Origin of the sequence: Microbacterium sp. KKR3/1 (genome assembly GCF_021272365.1) — a bacterium.
GTDB lineage: Bacteria > Actinomycetota > Actinomycetes > Actinomycetales > Microbacteriaceae > Microbacterium > Microbacterium aurugineum.
The window spans coordinates 2,307,323-2,331,344 of the sequence record NZ_JAJSDW010000001.1 but is presented as its reverse complement, the minus strand read 5'-3'; the positions used below and the strand labels follow the sequence as shown (position 1 = coordinate 2,331,344).

General features: G+C 65.9%; 25 protein-coding genes and 2 tRNA genes. 16 read left to right on the top strand and 11 right to left on the bottom strand.

Going from position 1 to position 24,022, the window contains the following annotated elements:
- Nucleotides 1-1,283: 1,283 nt before the first annotated feature.
- Genes rsmG through rpmH form a run of 6 tightly spaced genes read right to left on the bottom strand, consistent with a single transcriptional unit; the run spans nucleotide 1,284 to nucleotide 4,344 of the window.
- Entirely contained in the window at nucleotides 1,284-1,907 is a 624-nt protein-coding gene (rsmG, locus tag LVJ59_RS11105; protein ID WP_374199063.1) for a 16S rRNA (guanine(527)-N(7))-methyltransferase RsmG, read from the bottom strand.
- A gap of 33 nt (nucleotides 1,908-1,940) precedes the next feature.
- Nucleotides 1,941-2,432 (bottom strand): R3H domain-containing nucleic acid-binding protein, encoded by a 492-nt coding sequence (locus LVJ59_RS11100; RefSeq protein ID WP_131491652.1) that lies wholly within the window; start codon nucleotides 2,430-2,432, stop codon nucleotides 1,941-1,943.
- Nucleotides 2,429-3,499, bottom strand: coding sequence for a membrane protein insertase YidC (gene yidC / locus LVJ59_RS11095; protein ID WP_047519766.1), 1,071 nt, complete (start codon nucleotides 3,497-3,499; stop codon nucleotides 2,429-2,431). The genes LVJ59_RS11100 and yidC overlap by 4 nt, the downstream gene beginning before the upstream one ends.
- A gap of 3 nt (nucleotides 3,500-3,502) precedes the next feature.
- Entirely contained in the window at nucleotides 3,503-3,853 is a 351-nt protein-coding gene (gene yidD / locus LVJ59_RS11090) for a membrane protein insertion efficiency factor YidD (protein ID WP_232763047.1), read from the bottom strand.
- Nucleotides 3,850-4,200, bottom strand: a complete 351-nt coding sequence (rnpA, locus tag LVJ59_RS11085) for a ribonuclease P protein component (protein WP_131491651.1) — start codon at nucleotides 4,198-4,200, stop codon at nucleotides 3,850-3,852. The genes yidD and rnpA overlap by 4 nt, the downstream gene beginning before the upstream one ends.
- Before the next feature lie 6 nt (nucleotides 4,201-4,206).
- Nucleotides 4,207-4,344: a 50S ribosomal protein L34 gene (gene rpmH, locus LVJ59_RS11080; protein ID WP_013584598.1), complete on the bottom strand. Its 138-nt coding sequence runs from the start codon at nucleotides 4,342-4,344 to the stop codon at nucleotides 4,207-4,209.
- A 316-nt stretch (nucleotides 4,345-4,660) separates the two neighbouring features.
- Here rpmH and dnaA point away from each other — a divergent pair, with 316 nt between their 5' ends.
- From dnaA to LVJ59_RS11010, 14 genes are all read left to right on the top strand, one after another.
- Complete coding sequence (dnaA, locus tag LVJ59_RS11075; protein ID WP_131491650.1) at nucleotides 4,661-6,052, top strand: chromosomal replication initiator protein DnaA; 1,392 nt, start codon at nucleotides 4,661-4,663, stop codon at nucleotides 6,050-6,052.
- Nucleotides 6,053-6,548: 496 nt separating this feature from the next.
- A complete protein-coding gene (gene dnaN, locus LVJ59_RS11070) occupies nucleotides 6,549-7,691 on the top strand; it encodes a DNA polymerase III subunit beta (protein WP_047519758.1) in 1,143 nt (380 codons plus the stop codon).
- 52 nt (nucleotides 7,692-7,743) lie between these two features.
- Nucleotides 7,744-8,928, top strand: a complete 1,185-nt coding sequence (recF, locus tag LVJ59_RS11065; RefSeq protein WP_232763046.1) for a DNA replication/repair protein RecF — start codon at nucleotides 7,744-7,746, stop codon at nucleotides 8,926-8,928.
- Nucleotides 8,921-9,424, top strand: coding sequence for a DUF721 domain-containing protein (locus tag LVJ59_RS11060; RefSeq protein ID WP_131491648.1), 504 nt, complete (start codon nucleotides 8,921-8,923; stop codon nucleotides 9,422-9,424). Before recF ends, LVJ59_RS11060 begins: the two co-directional genes overlap by 8 nt.
- A gap of 118 nt (nucleotides 9,425-9,542) precedes the next feature.
- Nucleotides 9,543-11,612, top strand: coding sequence for a DNA topoisomerase (ATP-hydrolyzing) subunit B (gene gyrB, locus LVJ59_RS11055; RefSeq protein WP_232763045.1), 2,070 nt, complete (start codon nucleotides 9,543-9,545; stop codon nucleotides 11,610-11,612).
- Nucleotides 11,613-11,655: 43 nt separating this feature from the next.
- Entirely contained in the window at nucleotides 11,656-14,211 is a 2,556-nt protein-coding gene (gene gyrA / locus LVJ59_RS11050) for a DNA gyrase subunit A (RefSeq protein ID WP_232763044.1), read from the top strand.
- Nucleotides 14,208-14,612, top strand: a complete 405-nt coding sequence (locus LVJ59_RS11045) for a DUF3566 domain-containing protein (RefSeq protein ID WP_047519752.1) — start codon at nucleotides 14,208-14,210, stop codon at nucleotides 14,610-14,612. Before gyrA ends, LVJ59_RS11045 begins: the two co-directional genes overlap by 4 nt.
- A 199-nt stretch (nucleotides 14,613-14,811) precedes the next feature.
- Nucleotides 14,812-16,080, top strand: a complete 1,269-nt coding sequence (locus tag LVJ59_RS11040) for a histidine kinase (RefSeq protein ID WP_232763043.1) — start codon at nucleotides 14,812-14,814, stop codon at nucleotides 16,078-16,080.
- Entirely contained in the window at nucleotides 16,068-16,757 is a 690-nt protein-coding gene (locus LVJ59_RS11035) for a response regulator transcription factor (RefSeq protein ID WP_134352586.1), read from the top strand. The genes LVJ59_RS11040 and LVJ59_RS11035 overlap by 13 nt, the downstream gene beginning before the upstream one ends.
- The gene (locus LVJ59_RS11030; protein WP_232763042.1) at nucleotides 16,754-17,695 is read left to right on the top strand and encodes a DUF4097 family beta strand repeat-containing protein; all 942 of its coding nucleotides are present in this window, start codon (nucleotides 16,754-16,756) and stop codon (nucleotides 17,693-17,695) included. The genes LVJ59_RS11035 and LVJ59_RS11030 overlap by 4 nt, the downstream gene beginning before the upstream one ends.
- Before the next feature lie 85 nt (nucleotides 17,696-17,780).
- Nucleotides 17,781-17,854, top strand: a tRNA-Ile gene (locus LVJ59_RS11025).
- Nucleotides 17,855-17,879: 25 nt separating this feature from the next.
- A tRNA-Ala gene (locus tag LVJ59_RS11020) sits at nucleotides 17,880-17,952 on the top strand.
- Nucleotides 17,953-18,147: 195 nt separating this feature from the next.
- Nucleotides 18,148-18,447: a DUF1330 domain-containing protein gene (locus LVJ59_RS11015; protein WP_232763041.1), complete on the top strand. Its 300-nt coding sequence runs from the start codon at nucleotides 18,148-18,150 to the stop codon at nucleotides 18,445-18,447.
- Nucleotides 18,444-18,974: a GNAT family N-acetyltransferase gene (locus LVJ59_RS11010; RefSeq protein WP_232763040.1), complete on the top strand. Its 531-nt coding sequence runs from the start codon at nucleotides 18,444-18,446 to the stop codon at nucleotides 18,972-18,974. Before LVJ59_RS11015 ends, LVJ59_RS11010 begins: the two co-directional genes overlap by 4 nt.
- On the opposite strand, the gene LVJ59_RS11005 is transcribed toward LVJ59_RS11010, so the two are convergent.
- From LVJ59_RS11005 to LVJ59_RS10985, 5 genes are read right to left on the bottom strand one after another with little or no spacing between them, the layout of a single operon-like run.
- A complete protein-coding gene (locus LVJ59_RS11005) occupies nucleotides 18,889-19,263 on the bottom strand; it encodes a VOC family protein (protein WP_232763039.1) in 375 nt (124 codons plus the stop codon). The genes LVJ59_RS11010 and LVJ59_RS11005 overlap by 86 nt on opposite strands.
- A gap of 52 nt (nucleotides 19,264-19,315) precedes the next feature.
- Complete coding sequence (locus LVJ59_RS11000) at nucleotides 19,316-19,762, bottom strand: GNAT family N-acetyltransferase (protein ID WP_232763038.1); 447 nt, start codon at nucleotides 19,760-19,762, stop codon at nucleotides 19,316-19,318.
- Between the two features lie 16 nt (nucleotides 19,763-19,778).
- Nucleotides 19,779-20,171, bottom strand: a complete 393-nt coding sequence (locus tag LVJ59_RS10995) for an HNH endonuclease (RefSeq protein ID WP_232763037.1) — start codon at nucleotides 20,169-20,171, stop codon at nucleotides 19,779-19,781.
- A gap of 48 nt (nucleotides 20,172-20,219) precedes the next feature.
- Nucleotides 20,220-21,344, bottom strand: a complete 1,125-nt coding sequence (locus LVJ59_RS18105) for a Xaa-Pro peptidase family protein (RefSeq protein ID WP_232763036.1) — start codon at nucleotides 21,342-21,344, stop codon at nucleotides 20,220-20,222.
- Between the two features lie 39 nt (nucleotides 21,345-21,383).
- Nucleotides 21,384-21,830 (bottom strand): iron chaperone, encoded by a 447-nt coding sequence (locus tag LVJ59_RS10985; protein ID WP_047519736.1) that lies wholly within the window; start codon nucleotides 21,828-21,830, stop codon nucleotides 21,384-21,386.
- A 119-nt stretch (nucleotides 21,831-21,949) separates the two neighbouring features.
- Here LVJ59_RS10985 and LVJ59_RS10980 point away from each other — a divergent pair, with 119 nt between their 5' ends.
- Nucleotides 21,950-23,545 (top strand): amidohydrolase, encoded by a 1,596-nt coding sequence (locus LVJ59_RS10980; RefSeq protein WP_232763035.1) that lies wholly within the window; start codon nucleotides 21,950-21,952, stop codon nucleotides 23,543-23,545.
- A gap of 44 nt (nucleotides 23,546-23,589) precedes the next feature.
- On the top strand, nucleotides 23,590-24,012 hold the full coding sequence (locus tag LVJ59_RS10975; RefSeq protein ID WP_047519735.1) for an NUDIX hydrolase: 423 nt from the start codon (nucleotides 23,590-23,592) through the stop codon (nucleotides 24,010-24,012).
- Nucleotides 24,013-24,022: the final 10 nt, after the last annotated feature.

The window sequence follows — 24,022 nt, the reverse complement described above, 5'->3', positions numbered from 1 at the left end:
CCACTCCCCTGGGGTCAAGCTCCTCGATCATCCCAGCTTCACCCTCATTCCGCGCACTGACGACCACCCACCCACTACCCATCTTCGTCCGATCGAGTTCGCTTCTCACCCCTCTCGGTTGGGCCCGCCGACAGCATCAGCGTTCTGACAGTCGCAACCGTGGTTGTTTCACGTGAGACACGTGCTCAGAGGAGGGAGGCCACCTACAGGCGCGCACCCCGATGTCTACGAGGGATGGGAGGTCTAGGTGAAAGCGACCGCGTGCGCACCAATCCCACCCCGGGGATGGCACACGGCGAACACAGTTGCCCCGAACAGTCTTCCCGAGCGGTACAGAAACGCAGCACAGACAGTGCAGCGGGCGGGATGCGCCTACTTCCGACCAGCCGTAGACGACACGCACACAGCCCCGTCAGGCACCGTTTCACGTGAAACATCATTCCGCCGCTCAGGGACACCGCACACGGGAACAACGGACACCTACAAGAAAGCATCGCGTCGTCATGCAGCAGAAGCCTCTGAGCGTTCGGCAGGGCGAGTCTCCCGACGGACCAGGCAACTCGGGTCGGGCGTCACCGGCCGCAGGGAGGCGCGTATCGAAGCGTCGTGCGCCCGCCCGATTCCCTTCTGGTCGGTGCTCTCAGAGACGAGCAGCTCTGCCGGGCGCCTTTTCACGTGAAACGTCATCGGGCGGGAAGGCTGTGGGAGCTGAACATCGGCGACTCCTCGCAAAAGTCGCCGCAGTTTTGCGTGGCTTGGACCAGACGACCCCCGTATGCACACGTCACGCTCCGCTCTCGTGCTCTCCTCTAAGACGGGCGCCGTCACCACAGCACCCAGGACAGAGGGACTAACGTCTCCGTTTCACGTGAAACATCGTCGGAATGCAAGGACTCCTTCGTCCCCCTCCCAGCGGTTCGAAGGCAACGAGACCGGAGCATGCATGACGATGCCCTGCGAGAAGCGGCTCGCGTAGCCGACGCACTGTATGAAGGAGAACTCACGCTGCGGAGGAGGAGATGCGTCAAAGCCTCCTTCAAAGCGTGAGTTCTCCTTCGCGGCGTGTGCGGGCGCGCGTGAGGTGCCGACGGCTGAACGCGATACTCAGACCGTCCGCTCCTCCGCGATGCCGCGACGACGCCGATGCCTCAAGCGCCGATCGGTGCTCTATCCGAGAGACCTCCACCGGCACCAGAAGGCTCAAGGCCTCGTGACGGCGAACTCCACCGCAGACGAAGGCGGGGTGTTTCACGTGAAACACCCCGCGTTGATGTCAGGAGGAACTACCGAACGCGGGCGCGAACCACGCGGGTCGTCTCGGTGAGAACACCCTCCCCCAGCACTTCCACTCGCACGTCCGACAGACGGAACTTCTTGATCTGCTTCTGGGCCGCTTCGATCTCGTTCGCGGCGTTCATCCCCTTGAGCAAGGCAAGCTCTCCGCCGTCGCGCACGAGCGGGGCAGTGAGAGGGATGAGCGTACGCAAAGCGCTGACAGCCCTCGCCGTGACGACATCGAAACCCTCGGTGGGATGGACATCCTCGGCGCGCGCACGCTGCACCACGACATTGGTCAGTCCCAGCGCCTCCACCTGCTCGGTGAGCCACGTGACCCGACGCTCCATCGGTTCGATGAGAGTCCACTTCACATCAGGACGCGCGATCGCGAGCACGATGCCCGGGAGGCCGGCCCCGGATCCGATGTCAGCGACCGAACCATGGAAGAGCGGAGCAGCGATCACACTGTTGAGGATGTGCCGCGTCCACAGGCGCGGAAGCTCGAGCGGTCCGATCAGACCCCGCTCCTCACCCTCACGCGCAAGGGAAGCCGTGAACGCTCGAGCGAGATCGATGCGGTCACCGAAAAGCTCCGCGGCAACCGCAGGCTCGTCTTCGGTCTCAGTCATCGGCAGTTCCCGAACGATGTTTCACGTGAAACATCAACGGCGACGGAGGACCGTGTGACGGTCAGCGCCCTCGCCGTACGACTCCGACACCAAGCCACGCTCAGCCGCGATATCGTGCACCAGCTTGCGCTCATAGCTCGACATCGACGGCAGAGAAGCCTGCGAGGAGCCTTCATCGAGCTTAGCGGCCGCTGCATCGACCAGTGTCTCGAGCTGCCGACGGCGCGTGTCACGCGAGCCGGCGATGTCGAGGATCAAACGGGAGAATGACCCCGTCTTGCTCTGCACCGCGAGGCGGGTGAGCTCCTGGAGCGCCTGCACCGTGTCCGGGGCGGAGAGAAGAGCGAGGCCATCGCCCTCCGCCTCCACCGAGACGTACGCGCGCCCCTGCCGCACGTCGAGGTTCAGGTCACCGTCGATGTCCGCGATGTCAAGGAGTTCCTCGAGGTAGTCCGCAGCGACGTCGCCTTCGTTCTCGAGCTGAGCCACGGTGGGCTCGGAGCTCTCGGTCATGGTTTCACTCATGAACCGTTCCCCTTCTTCTTCGCACGCTTCTTGCCCACGGGCTGCTGACGCTTGGGCGCCTGGGCCTTCGCCTTCTCCGCCTCCTCGAGCAGACGCTGCTGCTCGGCCTCATACGCAGCCATCGGAACGACCTTGCCGGAGGAGTCGATCGCCTTCCCCTTGCGAGCGAGTCGCTCTTCCCGGGCCTTGGCGGCTTCCGAGCCGGGAGTCGGCATCTCTCGGATGACGAGGAACTGCTGTCCCATGGTCCAGAGGTTGGAGATGAACCAGTACACGACCACGCCGAGCGGGAAGAAGACACCGGAGAAGATGAATCCCAGCGGCAGCACGTAGAGCATGATCTTCTGCATCTGGTACGCCTGGCCGGTCTTGGCCTCCGGCGACAGGTTCTTCGAGATGATCTGCAGCTGCGTGAAGAACTGCGAGGCGATCATGAGCACGACGAGCGTGACCAGGATGATGATCGCCGTGGTGTTGTTGGCGTCGACCGCGTCGCCGAGGGTCTCATGCAGGGACGCGACCCCGAAGAGCTTGGCGTCGTAGAACTCCTTGGTGAGCTCGGGGTTGAGCAATCCCACACCGCCGAGGCTTTGCTCCGCATGCTTCTTGACATCGCTCAGCACGCTGTACAGCGAGAAGAAGATCGGCATCTGCACCAGAAGGGGCAGGCAGCTCGACATCGGTGTCGTGCCGTGCTTCTTGTAGAGCGCCATCGTCTCGCGGCTCATGGCCTCACGAGAGAGCTGATCCTTCTTGCCCTTGTACTTCTCCTGAACTTTCCGCAGTTCAGGTGCGATTTCCATCATCTTTCGCTGGCTCTTGATCTGCTTCACGAAGAGCGGGATCAGCGCAGCGCGGACGACGACGACGAGGCCGACGATAGACAGCACCCAGGTCAGACCCGATGCGGAAGGAAGACCGACGGTGGTCAGAAGCCAATGCCAGGCGACGAGGATCAGCTCGACGACCCACTTCAGCGGCCAGAGGATGGTGCCGAGCAGGTCGAATCCCCCCGCCGCAGGTTCGGGGCTGGGAGTCGCGCTGGCGAGCAGAAGGTCAAGACCCACCGATCAGTCCTTTCGGGAAGGGACGACGAAACCGTGTGTGGTCAAGTCGTAACGGAAGTGGTCGTGCGGCCGGACGTCATCGACGCCGCCGCTGGTCCAGGGATTGCAGCGGAGGATGCGCCACGCCGAGAGCGCCGCTCCCTTCACTGCACCATGCTGCTGCACCGCACCTACAGCGTAAGCCGAACAGCTGGGGTAGTACGCACAGACATCTCCATACATCGGGGAGATCACCTTGCGGTATGCCGTGAGGAACCCCAGCACGAGGTTCCGCGGGATCACCGGGATGGTCCGCACCAGGTCACGCGCACGCCATCGCGCCGTTCCCACAGAAGATGCCGGTAGCGCGGTCATGCCGACACCGTGGCCGGCGCGAGTCTGCTCAAGCAGCGATCGACGTCGGCGCGGAGATCCGCGAAAGTCGCGCTGGAGGACGCAGGAAGGGCACGGATGACGACATCCGTGCCCTCGGGGACGCGCGGGAGCGCCTCCGCGCACACGGCTTTGAGTCGCCGACGCACGGTATTGCGCACCACAGCGGTGCCCACCTGCTTGCTGATGATGAATCCGAACCTCGCGGCCCTGTTCTCGCCCGTCGCCAGCACCGAGGTGATGACGCGCGCCCCACCACAACGGGATCCGCGTCGAACGACCAGACGGTAGTCGCTCCCGCGGGTCAGTCGATACGGGCGGGCGAGCACAGCGGACTACGCAGAGAGCTCGGTGCGGCCCTTCGCGCGGCGTGCAGCGAGGATGCCGCGGCCGGCACGCGTACGCATGCGGGCACGGAAGCCGTGCTTCTTGGCGCGACGACGGTTGTTGGGCTGGAAAGTGCGCTTGCTCATGGAATCACTCCGGGAATGCTGCCACCGGATTCACTTCGACCGGAGACATGGGGAACTGCCAAAAATGGCATAAGTCAACCGACTTAGGGTACGTCCTACCGGCGCGCAGAGCAAATCTACGCGCTTCCGCGAGGGCGGCCCGGCGGGCACCGCACAGCCATTATCCACAACCGTGGCGCGCCCGGCAGGCACAACACGCGCGCGTGTTTTCAAGGGCAGGTTGCCGTTCACAGCCGGGATGACTACCGTGGCATCCTAAGTTATCCACAGGGGGCACGGCACGTCGACCCCGCCTCGATTCCTCGTCCGGAGCGTCATGACATCACCTGCCCAGCCCGACGTCCCGATCTGGACCACGGTGCAGGAGCTGCTGGCCGACGACGATCGCGTCACCCCCCAGCTGCAGGGCTTCCTCAGCCTCGCCGTCCCGGCCGGCGTCATGTCCGCGACGCTGTACCTCGAAGTCCCGAACGATCTGACCGCAGCGCAGATCAACAAGCGTCTCCGACTCCCGATCATGGAGGCCCTTTCGCACATCGGGGAAGAGGTCACGTCCTACCGCGTCGTCGTGAACCACGAACTGGCGGAGCAGCAGACGGCCCCCATCGCCGTCGGAGACTTCGGACGCACCGAGCAGAGCCGGGTCGAGTCTCCGATGGAACAGCCCACACAGCTGCGTCACGAATCCCGGCTGAACCCGAAGTACACCTTCGACAACTTCGTCATCGGCCAGTCCAACCGATTCGCCCACGCTGCGGCGGTCGCCGTGGCCGAGGCGCCGGCCAAGGCGTACAACCCGTTGTTCATCTACGGTGACTCCGGACTCGGCAAGACGCACCTCCTCCACGCGATCGGTGACTACGCGCAGTCGCTCTACGCCGGAGTCAAAGTCCGCTACGTCTCGAGCGAGGAGTTCACCAACGACTTCATCAACTCGATCGCGAACAACCGCGGTGCCGCGTTCCAGGCCAGGTACCGCGACGTCGACATCCTCCTCATCGACGACATCCAGTTCCTGCAGGGTCGCGCCGAGACCCAGGAAGCGTTCTTCCACACGTTCAACACGCTGCACGATCACAACAAGCAGGTCGTCATCACCAGTGATGTCGCGCCGAAGCACTTGACGGGCTTCGAGGATCGGATGCGGAGCCGCTTCGAGTGGGGCCTCATCACCGATGTGCAGGCACCGGACCTCGAAACCCGCATCGCGATCCTCCGCAAGAAGGCGCAGAGCGAGGCACTCCACATCCCCGACGAGGTGCTCGAGTACATCGCGACCGTCGTCTCCTCGAACATCCGCGAGCTGGAGGGTGCACTCATCCGCGTCTCCGCGTTCGCGAGCCTGAACCGCTCTGCCCTCGACATCTCCCTCGCGCAGACCGTGCTCCGCGACATCATCGACACGGCGGAGGACAACATCATCTCGCCGACCGACATCATCACGGCCACAGCGCAGTACTTCAAGCTCACCGTGGACGATCTCTACGGTTCGAGCAGATCGCAGCAGATCGCCACGTCACGACAGATCGCCATGTATCTGTGCAGGGAGCGAACGAGCCTGTCGCTGCCGAAGATCGGTCAGCTGTTCGGCAACCGCGACCACACCACGGTCATGTACGCCTACAAGAAGATCAGTGAGCTCATGAAGGAGCGTCGCTCCATCTACAACCAGGTCACCGAGATCACGACGCAGCTCGGCCGACGCTGACACGCCGCACCTCCGAAAAAGTGGAGGACCGCACCGGAACGGATGCGGTCCTCCACTTTTTTGTGTGCCCGACAGGGATTCTGATCTCTCGATAGATGCCTCTATGCACATGTGGATAACTTGTGGATGATCGTGGATTCCATCGGGACGAATGTGAGCTGAACACCCAAACCTGTGGATAACTCGGACAACACCTCGGTTGTCCCCAGGACCGGGATCCCGCGGATTCCTCAGGGTTTCCACAACTGACAAGCGTGTAGTTCCCTACTCGCTCCTGATATCCACCGACTTATCCACAGTATCCACAGCTGTTAACACCGTTAAGGAGTTAAGTCATTCAAGGCGCGATCCGATCACCAGACGGTGGGGAGAACCGGCGAACGGATGACAGGAAACCTCGGCGTAGGGATACGCAGGACTGTGGGGCTAGCATGGGAAGCCCTGCACCGGCAGGGCCGACGACGACGCGTCACAGTTCGACGACAAGGGAGCACCCGTGAGGTTTCAGGTCAACCGCGATGTCTTCAGCGAGGCTGTCTCGTTCGTCGTCAAGCTTCTGCCGCAGCGCAATCCGCAGCCGATCCTCGCCGGAGTCTTGATCGAAGCGGACGGATCCAGCCTCACGCTCTCCGCTTTCGACTACGAGGCCTCCGCTCGGACGACCATCGAAGCCACAGTCGAGACCCCCGGCACGATCCTCGTCCACGGCCGTCTTCTCTCCGACATCGCCAGCCGCCTCCCGAACGCTCCGATCGAGATCGCCGTCGAGGAAGACGGTGGGATCGCCGTCACCTGTGGTTCGGCTCGATTCACACTCGCCGCCATGCCGGTCGAGGAATATCCGTCCATCCCCGAGGTGAACGGATCCTCCGGCGTCGTTCCGGCTGAGGAATTCGGCACGGCGATCGCACAGGTCGGCTTCGCCGCATCACGCGACGACGTCACTCCCGTCCTCACCGGTGTGCAGCTCGAAGTCTCCGGTCACACTCTGAGCCTGGTCGCCACGGACCGGTATCGGGTATCGCTCCGCGATGTGCCGTGGGACGGCGAGTCCGTCGAGGCGACAGCGCTGGTGCCGGCACGCACCCTGCTCGAGGTCGGGAAGACCTTCGGTCACGCCGGTAACATCCAGGTGGCCTTCTCCGGCGCGGGCGATCGCGAGATCATCGCCTTCACCGCCGGCAACAAGACCGTGACCTCGCTGCTCATCAAGGGCAACTTTCCCCCGGTCCGACGCCTTTTCCCCGAGCAGACCGATCACTACGCGGTCGTCAACACGGCCGACCTCGTCGAAGCCGTCCGCCGTGTCTCGCTCGTCCTCGATCGTGCGGCGCCGCTGCGATTCACGTTCTCGAGCGACAGCGTGACCATGGATGCCTCCGGTGGAGACCACGCGCGCGCATCCGAGTCGGTCGACGCGATCCTGTCCGGCGGCGACGAGGTCACGCTCGGCCTCAACCCCCAGTACCTGATCGAGGCTCTCGGAGCGGTCAAGAGCGAGTTCGTCCGCGTGACGTTCACGTCGAGCGACAACGCCAACAAGCTCAGCCCCGTGCTGATCACGAGCCAGACCTCGGTCGACCAGGCGGGCCTCGACTCCTTCAAGTACCTGCTGCAGCCGAACCTCCTCCTTCGCTGATCCCGCACCTCGCCCCGCATTCGTTGTCAGACCTCGAAGGTAGGCTGACTCCGTGATTGTGGAGCACCTGAGCCTGGTCGATTTCCGCAACTACGCGACCGCGGAACTCACTCTCCACCGGGGTCCGAACGTGCTCGTCGGACGAAACGGGCAGGGAAAGACGAACCTGGCGGAAGCGGTCGTGTTCCTGGCCACCCTCGGTTCACATCGCGTGTCGTCCGATGCACCCATGGTGCGTGACGGGCAGGAGTTCGCGGTCATCCGGGCGCGGCTCTCGCACGGCGAGCGTCGAGTGCTCGCCGAAGTGCAGGTGAACAGGCAGGGGTCGAACAAGGCACGCATCAACGGCTCTCCGTCCAAGCCGAACGAGCTGCCTCGCTACGCGCACGTCGTCCTCTTCGCGCCGGAGGACCTGCAGATCGTCCGGGGCGACCCGTCCGCCCGCCGCCGGTTCAGCGACCAGCTCCTCATCCAGCGCACTCCACGGATGGCGGGCGTGCTCGCCGACTACGACCGTGTGCTCAAGCAGCGCAATGCCCTGCTGAAGTCGGCGCGTGCCCGCGGCATCCGGGGCGAAGGTCTGAGCACCCTCGATGTGTGGGACGACAAGCTGGTCTCCCTGGGGTCCGAGATCATCACGGCTCGACAGCGGTTGGCCGTCGATCTCCAACAACCCGTCGCCGATGCGTATGAAGCGATCGCCGGTGCAGATCATCGTCCGCAGCTGGAGTGGGCGCTCTCGGTCGGTGGCGGCGACCCCGAAGAGGATGAGGGCGGACCCGAAGAGGTCTCCCCCGCCGACAGGCTCAGCGATCCGAACCGCATCGCGGACCTCTTCCGGGCCTCTCTCGCGGCGAAGCGTTCCCACGAACTCGACCGCGGCCTCACGCTCACCGGACCGCATCGGGACGATCTCGTGCTCCGTGTCCGCGACCTTCCGGTGAAGGGGTACGCCTCGCACGGGGAGTCTTGGTCGGTCGCGCTCGCGCTCCGGCTGGCATCGGCGGAGCTGTTGCGCAGTGAATCCCCCGCCGGCGATCCGGTCCTGATCCTCGACGACGTGTTCGCCGAGCTCGATGCGGACCGGCGTCGACGACTCGCAGCCCTGACCGCAGGGTACGAACAGGTCGTGGTGACCGCGGCGGTGGAGGAAGATATCCCTGAGGTGCTGCACGCGCATGTGGTGCGCATCAGCGCCGGGACGATCAGTGATGAACGGGAGGCAGTCGATGACTGACGCCGCACCGACTCCCGCTGCCGATGTCCCCGAGACGGTAGGCACCTACCTGCGTCTGCGCGGTCTGCAGCCGAGCTCGAAGAGCTGGAAGCGCAAGCGTCGCATCACGACCGATGACGACAACGCACCGTTCACACCCGGGCGGGACCCCGGGACCCTCGGCGCGGTCCTGGACAAGCTGAGCCGCGACTCGGGGTGGCAGATCACTCTGGCCAGGGAAGACCTCGTCCGTCAGTGGGCGGATCTCGCGGGCGCCGACACGGCGAAGCACTCCGAACCCGTCTCCCTGGAGCGAGGATTGCTCACCGTGAAGTGCGACTCGACGGCGTGGGCGAAGAACCTGCAGTTCATGCGCGCGACGATTCTCACCGAGATCGGCCGCCGCTATCCGGAGGCCGGCGTGGAGAACCTGCGCTTCATCGGACCGGACGTCCCCTCGTGGAAATGGGGTCCCAGAGCCGTTCCAGGGCGGGGCCCGCGCGATACCTACGGGTAGGACACCACGCAAGGGGTCCGAAACGCTCAGAGGGCCACACACGGCCGTAGAGCGGTGTTTCCCCACGAAACTCCGCTAGAATGGCAGTTCGTGATATCGATGTGGAGAATGCCCTCTGATGACGCCTGAATCCCCCGCTGACGAGACGGAATCGAACATCGGGGGAACCCCCGAGGCCCAGGGCACCATTGCACCCAAGGCGAAGCAGCCTGGGGACTACGGCGCCGACTCGATCCAGATTCTCGAAGGCCTCGAAGCCGTCCGCAAGCGTCCCGGTATGTACATCGGTTCCACGGGACCGCGCGGTCTGCACCACCTCGTCTACGAAATCGTCGACAACTCGGTCGATGAGGCCCTCGCCGGATACGCCGACACGATCTTCGTGACGATGCTCGCCGACGGTGGCGTGCGTGTGGTCGACAACGGTCGAGGCATCCCGGTGGACCCGCACTCTTCCGACCCGAACAAGTCGACGGTCGAGGTCGTGCTCACGATCCTGCACGCCGGCGGAAAGTTCGGAGGGGGCGCCTACGCAGTCTCCGGTGGTCTGCACGGTGTCGGATCCTCGGTCGTGAACGCGCTCTCGACGCGGTTCGACGTCGAGGTCAAGCAGAAGGGCTTCGTCTGGCGGCACAGCTTCGCCGACGGCGGCATCCCGCAGCAGAAGCTCGAGAAGGGCGAGGCGACCGAGGAGACCGGAACCAGCATCACGTTCTGGCCGGATGCCTCGATCTTCACCGAGACGATCGAGTTCGACTACGACACGCTGCGCACACGATTCCAGCAGATGGCGTTCCTCAACAAGGGACTGCGCATCGAGCTGCGTGACGAGCGGGAGTCGTCTGCGTACGAGGTCGAGGAAGACGGCGCGACCCTCACCAAGCAGCCTGGCGACGTGTTCTACTACGAGCGCGGACTCGTCGACTACGTCGAGTACCTCAACAAGGTGCGTCACGCCGAAGTCGTGAACGACGAGATCATCGCCTTCGAATCGGAGGACACCGAGCGCAAGATCTCGCTCGAGGTCGCGATGCAGTGGACGACGTCCTACACCGAGAACGTCTTCACCTATGCGAACACGATCAACACCCACGAAGGTGGGACGCACGAGGAGGGCTTCCGGGCAGCTCTGACCACACTGGTCAACAAGTACGCCCGAGCGAACAACCTGCTCAAGGAGAAGGATGACAACCTCTCCGGTGACGACGTGCGTGAGGGACTGACCGCGGTCATCTCGATCAAGCTCGGCGAGCCGCAGTTCGAAGGTCAGACCAAGACCAAGCTCGGCAACACCGAGGCGAAGGCATTCGTGCAGAAGGTCGTCGGCGATCAGCTCGGCGACTGGCTCGAGCGCAACCCGAACCAGGCGAAGAACGTCGTCCGCAAGGCGATCGATGCCGCGACCGCTCGTCTCGCCGCTCGCAAGGCCCGCGAGACCGCTCGCCGCAAGAGCGTGTTCGAGTCTGCGGCTATGCCGGACAAGCTCAAGGACTGCACCAGCAAGGATCCCTCCATCAGCGAGATCTTCCTCGTCGAGGGTGACTCGGCCGGTGGTTCCGCGGTGCAGGGTCGCGACCCGCACACGCAGGCGATCCTGGCGCTCCGGGGGAAGATCCTCAACGTCGAGCGTGCACGTCTCGACAAGGCGCTGGGCAACAAGGAAGTCCAGGCGATGATCCAGGCCTTCGGCACGGGGATCGGCGAAGAGTTCGACATCGAGAAGGCTCGCTACCACAAGATCGTCCTGATGGCGGATGCCGATGTCGACGGCCAGCACATCACGACTCTGCTGCTCACCCTGCTGTTCCGCTACATGCGCGGACTCATCGAGGCCGGCTTCGTCTACCTCGCGATGCCGCCGCTGTACCGCCTGAAGTGGTCGAACTCCGCTCACGAGTACGTGTTCAGCGACGCCGAGCGCGACGCCCTGCTCGCGCACGGTCTCGAAAACGGCAAGCGGATCCCGAAGGATGCCGGCATCCAGCGCTACAAGGGTCTCGGAGAGATGAACCCCAAGGAGCTGTGGGAGACGACGATGGACCACACCACGCGCACCCTGCAGCAGATCACCATCGAGGATGCGGCCGCGGCCGACGAGATCTTCAGTGTGCTGATGGGCGAAGACGTCGAGTCCCGACGCAGCTTCATCCAGCGCAACGCCAAGGACGTCCGCTTCCTCGACATCTGATGCCCGCGGGCTCAAACCAGATGTGTGACAGAGAGATTGATTCATGACTGACGAAGAACGCACCGAACCGGAACACGATCACGGCAAGATCGACCAGGTCGACCTGCAGTCGGAGATGCAGCGCAGCTACCTCGACTACGCCATGGCCGTCATCGTGGGGCGCGCCCTCCCCGACGTGCGCGACGGACTCAAGCCGGTGCACCGCCGTGTGATCTACGGCATGTACGACGGAGGTTTCCGCCCGGACAAGTCGTTCTCGAAGTGCGCGCGTGTGGTCGGCGAGGTCATGGGCCAGTACCACCCGCACGGCGACTCGGCGATCTACGACGCCCTCGTGCGACTGGTTCAGCCGTGGTCCCTCCGCTATCCGCTCGCTCTCGGGCAGGGCAACTTCGGTTCCCCCGGGAACATGGGCGCCGCGGCTCCGCGATACACCGAGACGAAGATGGCTCCGCTCGCGCTCGAGATGGTGCGCGACATCGAAGAGGAGACCGTCGACTTCGCCGACAACTACGACGGCCAGACGCAGGAGCCGACGGTTCTCCCCGCCCGGTTCCCGAACCTCCTCGTCAACGGTTCCGTCGGTATCGCGGTCGGAATGGCCACCAACATCCCGCCGCACAACCTGCGCGAGGTGGCGGATGCGGCGCTCTGGGCGCTGGACAACCCCGGCATCCCCCGCGAGGAGCTGCTCGACGGTCTGATCCAGCGCGTTCCCGGCCCCGACTTCCCGACCGGCGCGCAGATCCTCGGGACGAAGGGCATCCACGAGGCGTATCGGACCGGTCGCGGCTCGATCACGATGCGCGCGGTCGTCAACGTCGAGGAGATCCAGGGTCGTACCTGCCTCGTCATCACCGAGCTGCCTTATCAGGTCAACCCCGACAACGTCGCGGTAAAGATCGGCGACCTGGCCCGTGACGGCAAGATCACCGGCATCGCCGACATCCGTGACGAGTCCTCGGACCGCACGGGTCAGCGTCTGGTCGTCGTGCTCAAGCGCGACGCCGTCGCGAAGGTCGTGCTCAACAACCTGTACAAGCACACGCAGTTGCAGGAGAACTTCGGCGCGAACATGCTCGCGATCGTGGACGGTGTGCCGCGCACGCTCGCGATCGACGGGTTCATCACGCACTGGATCTCCCACCAGATCGATGTCATCGTGCGGCGCACCGAGTTCCGGCTGCGCGAGGCCGAGAAGCGGATGCACATCCTGCGCGGATATCTGAAGGCGCTCGACGCGCTCGACGAGGTCATCGCGCTCATCCGACGGTCGCAGACCACGGCGGATGCGAACGAGGGTCTCCAGAAGCTCCTCGACATCGACGAGATCCAGGCCGATGCGATCCTGCAGATGCAGCTGCGTCGCCTCGCAGCTCTCGAGCGTCAGCGGATCATCGATCAGGCGAACGAGCTCGAGGCCCAGATCGCGGACTACAAGGCGATCCTCGCCGACGAGGGTCGTCAGCGTGTGATCATCCGCGAAGAGCTGACCGGCATCGTCGACCGCTTCGGTGACGAGCGTCGCACGCACATCCTGCACGGCTTCGACGGCGATGTGTCGATGGAAGACCTCATCGCCGAAGAAGAGATGGTGGTGACCGTCACGCGCGAGGGCTACATCAAGCGCACGCGCAGTGACAACTACCGCTCCCAGCACCGTGGCGGCAAGGGCGTCAAGGGTGCGCAGTTGCGGGCGAACGACATCGTCGAGCACTTCTTCGTGACGACCACGCACCACTGGCTGCTGTTCTTCACCGACAAGGGCCGGGTCTACCGCGCGAAGACCTACGAGGTGCCGGAGGCCGGACGCGACGCCAAGGGCATGCACGTCGCGAACCTCCTCGCACTGCAGCCCGACGAGAGCATCGCCCAGGTGCTCGACATCCGTGACTATGGGGTGGCGGACTACCTCGTGCTCGCCACACGGGAGGGCCTCGTCAAGAAGACCCGGCTCGACACGTACGACACCAACCGTCAGGGCGGCGTCATCGCGATCCGTCTGAACGACGAGGACGAGCTGGTCAGCGCGCTCCTCGTGAACGCGGAAGACGACATCCTCCTCATCAGCCGGCACGGGATGTCGGTGCGCTTCGAGGCCACCGATGAGGCGCTGCGTCCGATGGGTCGCGCGACGGCCGGTGTTCGGGGCATGAAGTTCAAGATCGACGACGACTCCCTGCTCTCGGCCTCCGTCGCCGCCCCGGGGAAGTTCGTCTTCGTCGTCACCGACGGCGGCTACGCGAAGCGCACCGCGATCGAGGAATACCGGGTCCAGGGACGCGGCGGGACAGGCATCAAGGTCGCCAAGTTGAACGACGATCGGGGCACTCTCGCGGGCGGTCTGATCGTCGCAGAGGACGACGAGGTCTTGGTGGTTCTGTCCAGCGGCAAGGTGGTACGCTCTGCCGTGGCCGAGGTCCCCGCCAAGGGTCGCGACACCATGGGAGTGGTGTTCGCCCGGACGACGGAGGCCGATCGCATCCTCGCCATCGCCCGTAACGGTGAGCGTGGCCTCGCCGAAGAAGAGGCCGAAGCGGAGGATGCCGAGATCCAGGCACCTGAGACGACAGAAACCCCCGAGGATACAGACGCATGAGTACAGTGGCCGACAAGCTGGCGAAGAAGTCGACACGCAAGACAGGCGGCAAGCAGGTCCGGCTTCGTCTGGTCTACGTCGACTTCTGGTCGGCGGTGAAGCTGTCGTTCCTCGGAGCCGTGGCCCTCGCGGTCGTCACGATGGTGTCGTTCTTCCTCATCTTCCTGGTGCTCCAGGCGACGAACGTCATGACGACGGCCGAGAGCTTCCTGGTCGGTATCACCGACAACGCTTTCGTGCTGTCCGAGGTCGTCGGACTGCCGCAGGTCATGGCCTTTGCAGCGGTCGTCGCCATCCTGAACCTCATCGTCTTCACGGTGCTCGGCGCCGTGGTCGCCGGCATCTACAACCTCGCCGTGAAGGTGACGGGCGGATTGCTCGTCGGGTTCATGTCGAACTGATCCCTCACACGGACATACGAAGGGCGGATGCTGCGGCATCCGCCCTTCGTCGTTCCATCGAGCGGTTGCTACACGACGCCGGTGGTGCCGAGCAGCGTGCCGCATGCGGGAGATCCGGAGCACGCGTTACGGAAAACCCGAAACAGAGTGTCCGGGTGACTCGGTGCCGCGCGCAACGGCCCCGCCGTACCTTGGAAGCATGACCACTCAGACTGCGACCCCGGCTTCCGCAACCGCGGTGAAGCCGCCGTTGCGCATCTTCCTCACGATCCTGCATCTGGCAGGCGTCGGCGTCCTCGGCGGCGTCATCTTCGGCATGCTCGGCGGCCTTCTCGGCACCGGCATCGGCCTCTTCTTCGCCGCCGGCATCGGCGTCGTCCTCTTGGTCGGACTCGTCTACGCCCTTTACGGACTCGGCTGGTTCGAAGTCGCTCGTGTCGGCGCGCTCTACCGCACGCCGATCGCGCCGCTGCGCGTACAGCCACGTGATCGTCCCGGATTCGGCGGGTGGTTGCGGTCCCTCGGACGGCAGGCCATCGACGGCCGGATGTGGCGGGCAGTGGCGAACTTCGCCATCTCCGCCGTGCTCGGTTTCGTCGTCCTCCGACTGTTCTGGGGACTGGTGTGGTCGATCATCATCTCGTTCGCCCCGCTCACGGCCGCGGACTCCGTGATCGGACCGTTCGGTGGCGGGGGAATCCCCGTGGCCTGGGCTCCGCTGATCGGCGTCCTCGGCCTCGCCGCCTGCGTCGTCGGGATGATCGGGTTGGCACTGCTGCATCGAACCCTCTCCCTCGCGATCGTGATCCGCAGCAAGGAGACCGAGCTCACCGAGCGCGTCCGCACGTCGACCGCCCAGCGTGAGGGCGCGGTGCGCGCCGCCGATGTGGAGCGCACCCGGATCGAGCGCGATCTGCACGACGGGGTACAGCCGCGGCTGGTCTCGGTCGGGATGACGCTCGGACTCGCGCAGCAGAAGATCGACAACGATCCGGAGGCCGCCAAGGAGCTGATCAACGAGGCTCACACCTCGACCAAGGCAGCGATCACCGAACTCCGCCAACTCGCTCGCGGCATTCACGCCTCGGTGCTCGATGACCGTGGTCTCGACGCCGCCCTTTCCGCTCTGGCCGGGAGGTCGCACATTCCCGTGCACCTCGATGTCCGGATGGACGGCCGGTGCAGCCGCGAGGCCGAGGCCGCCGTGTACTTCTCGATCGCGGAGTCCCTGACAAACGCAGCCAAGCACTCGCGGGCCAGTGAAGCCCGGGTCACCGTGCGCGTGCGTGAGGGCAACACCCTCTGGGCCCGCGTGGAGGACAACGGCATCGGAGGCGCTCAGGTGCAGCCCGGTGGGGGTCTGGACGGCATCGCCAACCGCATCCTCGCCGCGGGAGGGACCTTCCGCCTCGACAGTCCGCAGGGCGGACCGACCAGCCTGGAGGTGAACGTCCCATGCGCATCCTGATCTGCGAGGATTCGGTCCTGCTGAGAGAAGGCCTCGTTCGCCTGTTGGAGGACGCAGGGCACGAGGTGGTCGCCGCTCTCGCCGACACGGTGGAGCTCGAGCAGACGGTGGCCGGTAGTGCACCGGATCTTTGCATCCTCGACGTGCGGTTGCCTCCGACCTTCACCGACGAGGGCATCCGCGCCGCGCTCGGTCTGCGGGCCTCGCGCCCGTCGCTCGCGATCCTCGTCCTCTCGCAGTACGTCGAGGAGCGATACGCCTCGGATCTGATCGCGGCGCAGGGCGGTCCGCTCGGATACCTGCTCAAGGACAGGGTCGCCGATGTCGAGGAGTTCCTCGGCTCGGTGCAGCGCATCTCGGAGGGTGCGACCGTTCTCGACCCCGAGGTCGTCGCTCAGCTCCTCACGCGCCGCAATCGCGACGACAAGATGATGCGACTCACCGAGCGGGAACGCACCGTGCTCGCGCTGATCGCCGAGGGGAAGTCGAACCAGGCGATCGCCGGTCTGCTGTTCCTCTCGGAGGCCAGCGTCGAGAAGCACATCACCTCCATCTTCCAGAAACTGGGCTTCGACCCGGACGAGTCCGGCAATCGCCGCGTGCTCGCCGCGCTCGCCCACATCGAGAACACGGGCGGCCCGACGCCGCCGACCGGCCAGACAGGAGTGGCACGATGACCACCGACAACAACGGCTTCCCGGGCGAGCACACCCCGCTCACCCCGCCGCCCGCTTCCCCGCCCGCCTCTCCGCCGCCGCCATCGGCGGTGCAGGGGGCACCGACACCTCCGCCGCCCAGCCCCACGGGAGGGCGTTCGTCCGGAGCCACGGCCGTCCTGGTCGTGACAGCGGTGGTGGGCGGGATCGCCCTTCTCGGAACCGGCGGCACAGCGGTCGCCGCTGCAGCAGGTTCCGTCATCTCCGCGAGCCGGCCGGATTCCGTGCAGACCGCGAACGCACAAGGCATCGAGGGCATCGACCTGGATGCGGATGCCAGCAGCATGCGCGTCGAATTCGGCGACGTGGATCAGGCAGAGCTGGCGATCACCAACGGGCGAGGACCCGCGTGGACGTTCGAACGTGACGGCGACGAACTGATCGTGCGGAGCCCGGACAGCGTGTTCGGGTGGTGGTTCGGCAGCTGGTTCGGGGACGAGCAGATCGCCGTGCTCACGTTGCCGGAGAGCCTGCGGGACGCGGAGCTCGATGCCGACCTCACACTGGATGCCGGCAGCCTCGACGTGGACGGCGACTTCGGGGTGCTCGACGCCACCGTGAGCGCCGGCGCACTCGACGTCACCGGCTCCGCCACGGAACTCGACGTGGAGATGAGCGCCGGTCGCGCCGACATTCTCCTCGATGGCGTGACCGTGGCCGATCTGGGTGTGTCCGCGGGTGACCTCACGGTCGAGCTGACCGGTACACCGCCGTCGCAGACCACGATCGATGTCAGTGCCGGGTCGCTCGATCTGACCCTGCCCGATGTCGAGTACGCCGTGAGCCAGGACATCAGCGCCGGCACCCTCAACTCGAAGGTGCAGGAGGCATCGAGCGCGCGGCGGACCATCGAGGTATCGCTCTCCGCGGGCACGGCGACGATCCGCCCGGGTCGCTGAACACGGTCGAGGGCGAGGACACTCCCGGGTCGTCGCCCTCGATTCGGAAATTCCGTCTTTCTCCGGTAAAGTCTTGGAGGTTGACGGGGCTATAGCTCAGGCGGTTAGAGCGCTTCACTGATAATGAAGAGGTCCCAGGTTCAAGTCCTGGTAGCCCCACTCCTCAACTCAAGAAATCCCTCACGGGGCCTTAGCTCAGTTGGTAGAGCGCCTGCTTTGCAAGCAGGATGTCAGGAGTTCGAATCTCCTAGGCTCCACACTTCGTGCTCGGTCTCCTGCATCGGAATGATCAGGACTGCTGGTCTTCGCGCTTTCGGGCACGGTAGGCGTGTGTCTTCTGGCGGTTGCCGCATTCCCTGATCCGAGGTCGAGGAATTCCGTCGCCGGCGAGCGCGTTCGTCCCGGAGAGGGTTCCCCGCATCGGTGCGGGAACCGACGAGGAGGCCGCATTAATGACCGTCTACTGGGTGAACACCTTCACCGCGATCCGCGATCCGCAGCGTGTGAGAGAATACGCGAGCCTCGCAGGGCCGGCCATGGAGGCGGCGGGCGGTGTCTTCCTCGCCAAGGGCGATCCCGTCGCGGTGCTCGAAGGTGCCGATCTCCGGTCCACCATCATTGCCTTCCCCGACCGGGATGCGGCGATCGCGGCCTATGCATCGCCGGCTTATCAGCGGGCGCTCGAGGTTCTGGGGGACGCTGCCGAACGCCAGATCCGGGTGCTCGCGGCGGTCGGCGATTCCGCGCGATGAGTGAGCCTCGCGAGACGATCCGGCGGCTGCGTGCGGATGAGCCGGGGCTGGTGCTGCGTCTGCTCGATGAAGCGGTGGAGTGGTTCGTATCGATCGGCAACACCGGCCAGTCGGGCGCGGAGCCTTTCTCCTCCCGGCCGGCCGCAGTGGAGCGCGCGCAGAAGTGGTGCGAGGAAGATGAAGGCTGGGTGCTCGAACGGGATGCCCGTGCCGTCGCGGTCCTCGTGCTCGGCGACCGGACCGAGTATGTTCCTGCCGTCGACGAGCCCGAGCTCTATGTGCGGCTCCTGGTCGGGTCGCGACGTGCGCGCGGCGCCGGGGCGAGGCTTCTCCAGCACGCTGTCCTTCGCGCGGAGCAACGCGGCGTGCCGCTCCTACGGGTCGACTGCTATGCCGGCGGAACGGGCGATCTCGTGCGGTACTACGAGGCGCACGGTTTCGTCAGGCAGGAGGAGTTGGATGTGCGGGGATGGCCGTGTCAGGTTCTGGGGCGGAGGCTGATGCCGGAGAGTGCATCCCGACGTTGATGACGCGACCGTCGGAGTCGCGGTAGAAGAAGCGCGTGACGCCCCAGGGCTCCTCGGTGAGTGGATGCACGATGTCCAGGCCCGCAGCCCCGGCGCGGGCGAGAGCGACGTGGACGTCGTCGACGAACACCGACACGTCGGGATTGACCTCTGCCGTCGCGTCTCGGGTCAGCAGGCTGAGCTGGTGCCCCTCGTCGTCGCCGAGCGTCACGATCCACCCGTGGTCCATCAGCACCCGAAGACCGAGCACCGCGCGGTGCTCGGCGACCGCGGAAGGAAGATCGGTCACAGTGAGATTGGGAACCACTCTCTCGACGCGCATGCTTCTCATCATCGCCGCGTCAGGTCAGATCTATCTGGTAATGGATCATCCCCGACCGGGAGGCGACGCGATCGTAGAGCCCGCGTGCGGTGGCGTTCGATTCGGCGGTGAGCCAGTAGACCTTCGCCGAGCCGTGCTGTTCGGCCCACGCTCGCACATGCGCGATGAGTTCCCGCCCGACACCGCCTCCGCGGACGTCTGGCGCGACGAACAGGTCTTCGAGGTAGCAGTAGTCGGTGGTCGTCCACGTGGCTGCGTGCGTCAACCAGTGGACGATACCGACGGCCGCACCCGTCTCGTCGCGGGCGATGGCCCCCTGGATACCGCTGTCGGCGTCGACCAGTCGCTCGAACGTGGATGCGGTGATCGTCTCGTCGAGGCCGGTCTCGTAGAAGGCTAGATAGCCCTTCCAGAGGGCGAGCCAGTCGGGCTGGTCCGCGGCGGTGAGAGGCGCGATCGTCGTCATGAGTCGAGACTAGTGATCAGGAGAGGGCGGTGCCGTCCGGAGAGGGGCGCAGCGCGCGCAGGATGGTGGCATGACGGACGAGGAACGTCCGCTCGTCGAGCTTCTTCCGCCGCAGCCAGCCGGTGACCTCGTCATTGTGCTTGCTGGCATTGCAGGACGCGCACGCCGGGACCACGTTCTCGAGGGTGTAGCGACCACCGCGCGACACGGGCTGGATGCAGTCGCGCTGTAGAGCTGCGCCGTCACCGCCGCAGTAGGCGCATCCGCCCCAGGCTTCCATGAGGTCGTACCACTGCTCGTCGGTGAGGTCGTTGTCGACGCGGGCGAGTCGATTCTGGCGGCGTTTCGCGTACCGTGCTCGGGTCGCCGGTGATGCGGTGGCGGAAGAGACCTTGCGGCGGCGACGCATGCGCTGATCGTATCGCGGGAAGTGCGCGCGCTCGGTCAGCGCGTGAGGTCAGCGGAGGCCGACCGCGGTGAGACCGTGCGGCGCGACGTTGAGCCGCTCTCCACCCTCCGCCGTGACGACGACGATGTCCTCGATGCGGGCACCCCACTCGCCGGCGAAGTAGATGCCGGGCTCGATGCTGAACGCCATGCCTTCGCGCAGGACCAGGTCGTTGCCCGGAGCGATGTACGGCTCCTCGTGCACCGAGACGCCGATGCCGTGGCCGGTCCGATGCAGGAACGCCTCCCCCAGACCCGCGTCGGTGAGCACGCTCCGGGCGGCGGCATCCACCTCGGCCGCGGTGGCACCCGGACGCACGGCTTCGACCGCTGCCTGCTGCGCCCGCACGAGCACCGCGATCCGTTCGGCGGCTGCGGGGGCGGGAGTCCCCACCACGTAGGTCCGCGTGCTGTCCGAGTTGTATCCGCTCGGGACCGCACCGCCGATGTCGACCACGACGATGTCGCCCTCCTCGATCACCCGATCCGACACCTCGTGGTGCGGGTCGGCGCCGTTCGGACCCGACCCGACGATCACGAACTCGACCGTGCGATGGCCCTCCGCGACGATGGCTTCGGCGATGTCGGCTGCCACTTCGCGCTCGGTGCGTCCTGCCCGAAGCCACTCGTGCACCCGTCGATGCACCGCGTCGATGGCTTCTCCGGCCCGGCGCAGTTCGGCGATCTCCTCGGCGTCCTTGATCATCCGTCCTTCGCGCAGCACCGGAGTCGCGAGCTCGAGGCGCACCCCGAGACGATCCCCGATCGGGAGGACGTGCAGCGCGGGGAGGGCATCGGAGACACCCACACGGGCGGCGTCGCCCACCGCCGAAGTCACCAGCGCATACGGGTCTTCTCCATCGACCCAGTCGGCGACCGCGAGACCCAGCTCGCCGACGGCCGTGCTGCGTACCTTCGCGAGTTCCATGCGCGGCACCACGACCGTCGGCGCCGCGCCGGGGGCGATCACGAGGGCCGTCAGCCGTTCGATCGTGTCGCCTTCCACTCCCACCAGATACTGCAGATCCGGCCCGGGACCGACCACGATGGCGTCGAGCCCCGCGTCGGCGGCGAGGGAGGCGGCGCGGCTGAGCCGGGCGGAGTAGACGGAGGCGGGGAACGGGAGTGTGCTCACGACATCCACGCTACTGCGCGGTCGCCGCCGGGTCGACGGTCAGCTGATCGCGACGCGGATGCGTTCCGCGAGGAACTCCAGATCGGCGTCGGTGAGTGCGGTCACGGCGTACGCGGTCGGCCAGACCGTGCCGTCGTCGAGGTTCGAGATCGGTTCGAAGCCGAAGGTGCCGTAGCGCACCTTGAACTTGCTCGCGGGCTGGAAGAAGCAGAGCACCTTCCCGTCACGACCCCACGCCGGCATCCCGTAGTACGTGCGCGGCACCAGCTCCGGGGCGACCTCCGACACGAGGGCGTGCAGCTTCTTCGCCAGAGCCTGATCCTCGGCGGTGAGCTTCTCGATGGCCTCCGTGATGTCGGCCTCCCCGGCTGCCCGCAGCTCTTCCGGTGACTTCTTCGCCCGGGAACGTCGGGTGCGGGCCTCCTTCGCGGCGGCCTGCATCGCCTCGCGTTCTTCGGCGCTGAAGTTCTTCTCTTTCTCGGCCATCTTCGGTCCTCTCGGTGTGCTGCCGGTATGGACTTCACACTACGGAGGAGAGACGCGGGCGTGCTTCTCGATTCCTGATCGATCCTCGCCGTGGCGCAGACGCCTGACAGACTGACGCCATGACGACAGTCTTCACCGGCCGCATACGTCCCTTCGCGCCGAGCACCGACATCCAGGTCGAAGCCATGGCCGTCGACGACGCCACCATCGTGGCCATCGGCTCGGCGGAAGAGGTTCGCCGCGACCACCCCGACGCCGACGTGATCGCGCTCGACGGATGGGTCATGCCCGGGCTGATCGAGCCGCACGGGCATCCCGGATTCGCGGCGATCCTGCTGTCCGACCTGGTCGTCGACCTCCGGCCCGTGGTCGTTCCCCAGGCCGAGGGCGTGCTGGCAGCTCTGCGCACGGCGGTCGCGGAGGCCGACGGGGAAGCCGTCTTCGCGAACGGCTGGGACTCGCTGCTGCAGCGCGGACTCCCTGATCCCGACATCCACTTCCTCGACGAGCTGGCCGGTGGCGTTCCTCTCGTCGTGATCCACAACTCCGGCCACTCCGTCTACTTCAACACCGCTGCCTCGCTCGCCGCAGGCCTCGACCGGACCACCCCCGACCCCGCCGGTGCCTCGTTCGGACGGGACGCCGACGGGGAGCTCACCGGTGTCGCCCTCGAGGCTGCCGCGGTCGAGATGGTCGTCGCTCCGATGCTCGCGAAGGCACAGGAGCAGCTCCCCCGCATCCTTCCTGCACACCTGCGCGATTTGGCTTCGCGGGGCATCACCACCGTGGCCGACCTGTCGTGGAACCCCGGACTCGGTCCGCTCATCGACGCCCTGCGTGCGAAGGGTGAGATGCCGGTGCGCCTCCGGTGGTACGAGATGTCCCGTCCGGGCGGGATCCCCTCCGCACGAGGCGGCGACGACCCGTTCTTCCGGCAGACGGGAGTGAAGACGTGGTCGGACGGCTCTCCCTGGGTCGGCAACATCGCCACCTCCTTCCCGTACCTCGACACCCCGGCGACCCGTGCGCTCGGACTCGAGCCGCACCACATCGGCCGGGCGAACTACACCTCGGACGAGCTGTCGGCCATCGCCGAGCCCTATGCCGGTGCGGGGTGGCAGCTGGCGTGTCACGCGCACGGCGATCTGGCGATCGACGCGACCCTCGATGTCTTCGCGCAGATCATCGCGCGGCACGGGCTCACCGATCACCGGTTCCGGCTGGAGCACTGCGGCGCGATGACGTCGGTGCAGTTCGAGCGCGCCGCATCGCTGGGGGTCACGGTGAGCCTGTTCGTCGACCACATCACGTACTGGGGCGAAGTGCTCGTCGATGATCTCTTCGGTCCGGAGCACGGGGGTGCCTGGGCGGATGCCGGCGCCGCGTTCGCAGCCGGACATCGCGTGACGTTCCACAACGACGGGTGGGTCACCCCGAATGAGCCATTCCGCAACATGGCGGTCGCCGAGACCCGCACCACCCGCAACGGGTATCGGATGCCCGGCGGTACACCGGTCACCAGGGATCAGGCGCTCCTCGCGCACACGGCGAACGCCGCCTGGCAGCTCTTCAGCGAGCGGGAGGTGGGCGTCCTCGCCCCCGGACTCTTCGCGGACTTCATCGTCGTGGATCGCGACCCGGTCACCGTTTCCGCTGAAGACCTCGCCGCGACGCAGGTGACGTCCACCTACTTGGCGGGTGCGCGGGTCGTCTGACACGCGGTCATCGACCGCCCTCGTCGGCGGATAGTGTGTGACGCATGGACCTGCGTGTCGCGGCGTATGCGGTCGTCACCGATGACGACGGCCGCCTGCTCCTGGCGCGCTGGACCGAAGGACGGCGCGTGGCGTGGACGATGCCCGGTGGCGGGCTCGAGCCCGGGGAGTCGCCGGAAGACGCGGTGCGGCGCGAACTCCGTGAGGAGACGGGCTACAGCATCAAAGTCGGCGAACTCCTGGGGATCCACTCCCGTGTGATCCCGGCCGGCCGGCGTGTGCACAAGGCCGCCGAGCCGCTGCACACCCTGCGCATCGTCTATCGCGGCGCGGTCACCGGCGGCAAGCTCCGGTTCGAGACCGACGGTTCGACCGACATGGCGGAGTGGTTCCCGCTGACCTCCGTCGCCGAGCTGCAGCGCGTCAAGCTGGTCGACATCGCGATGCGCATGGCCGGCCTCCTCTGAGCCGAGGCCG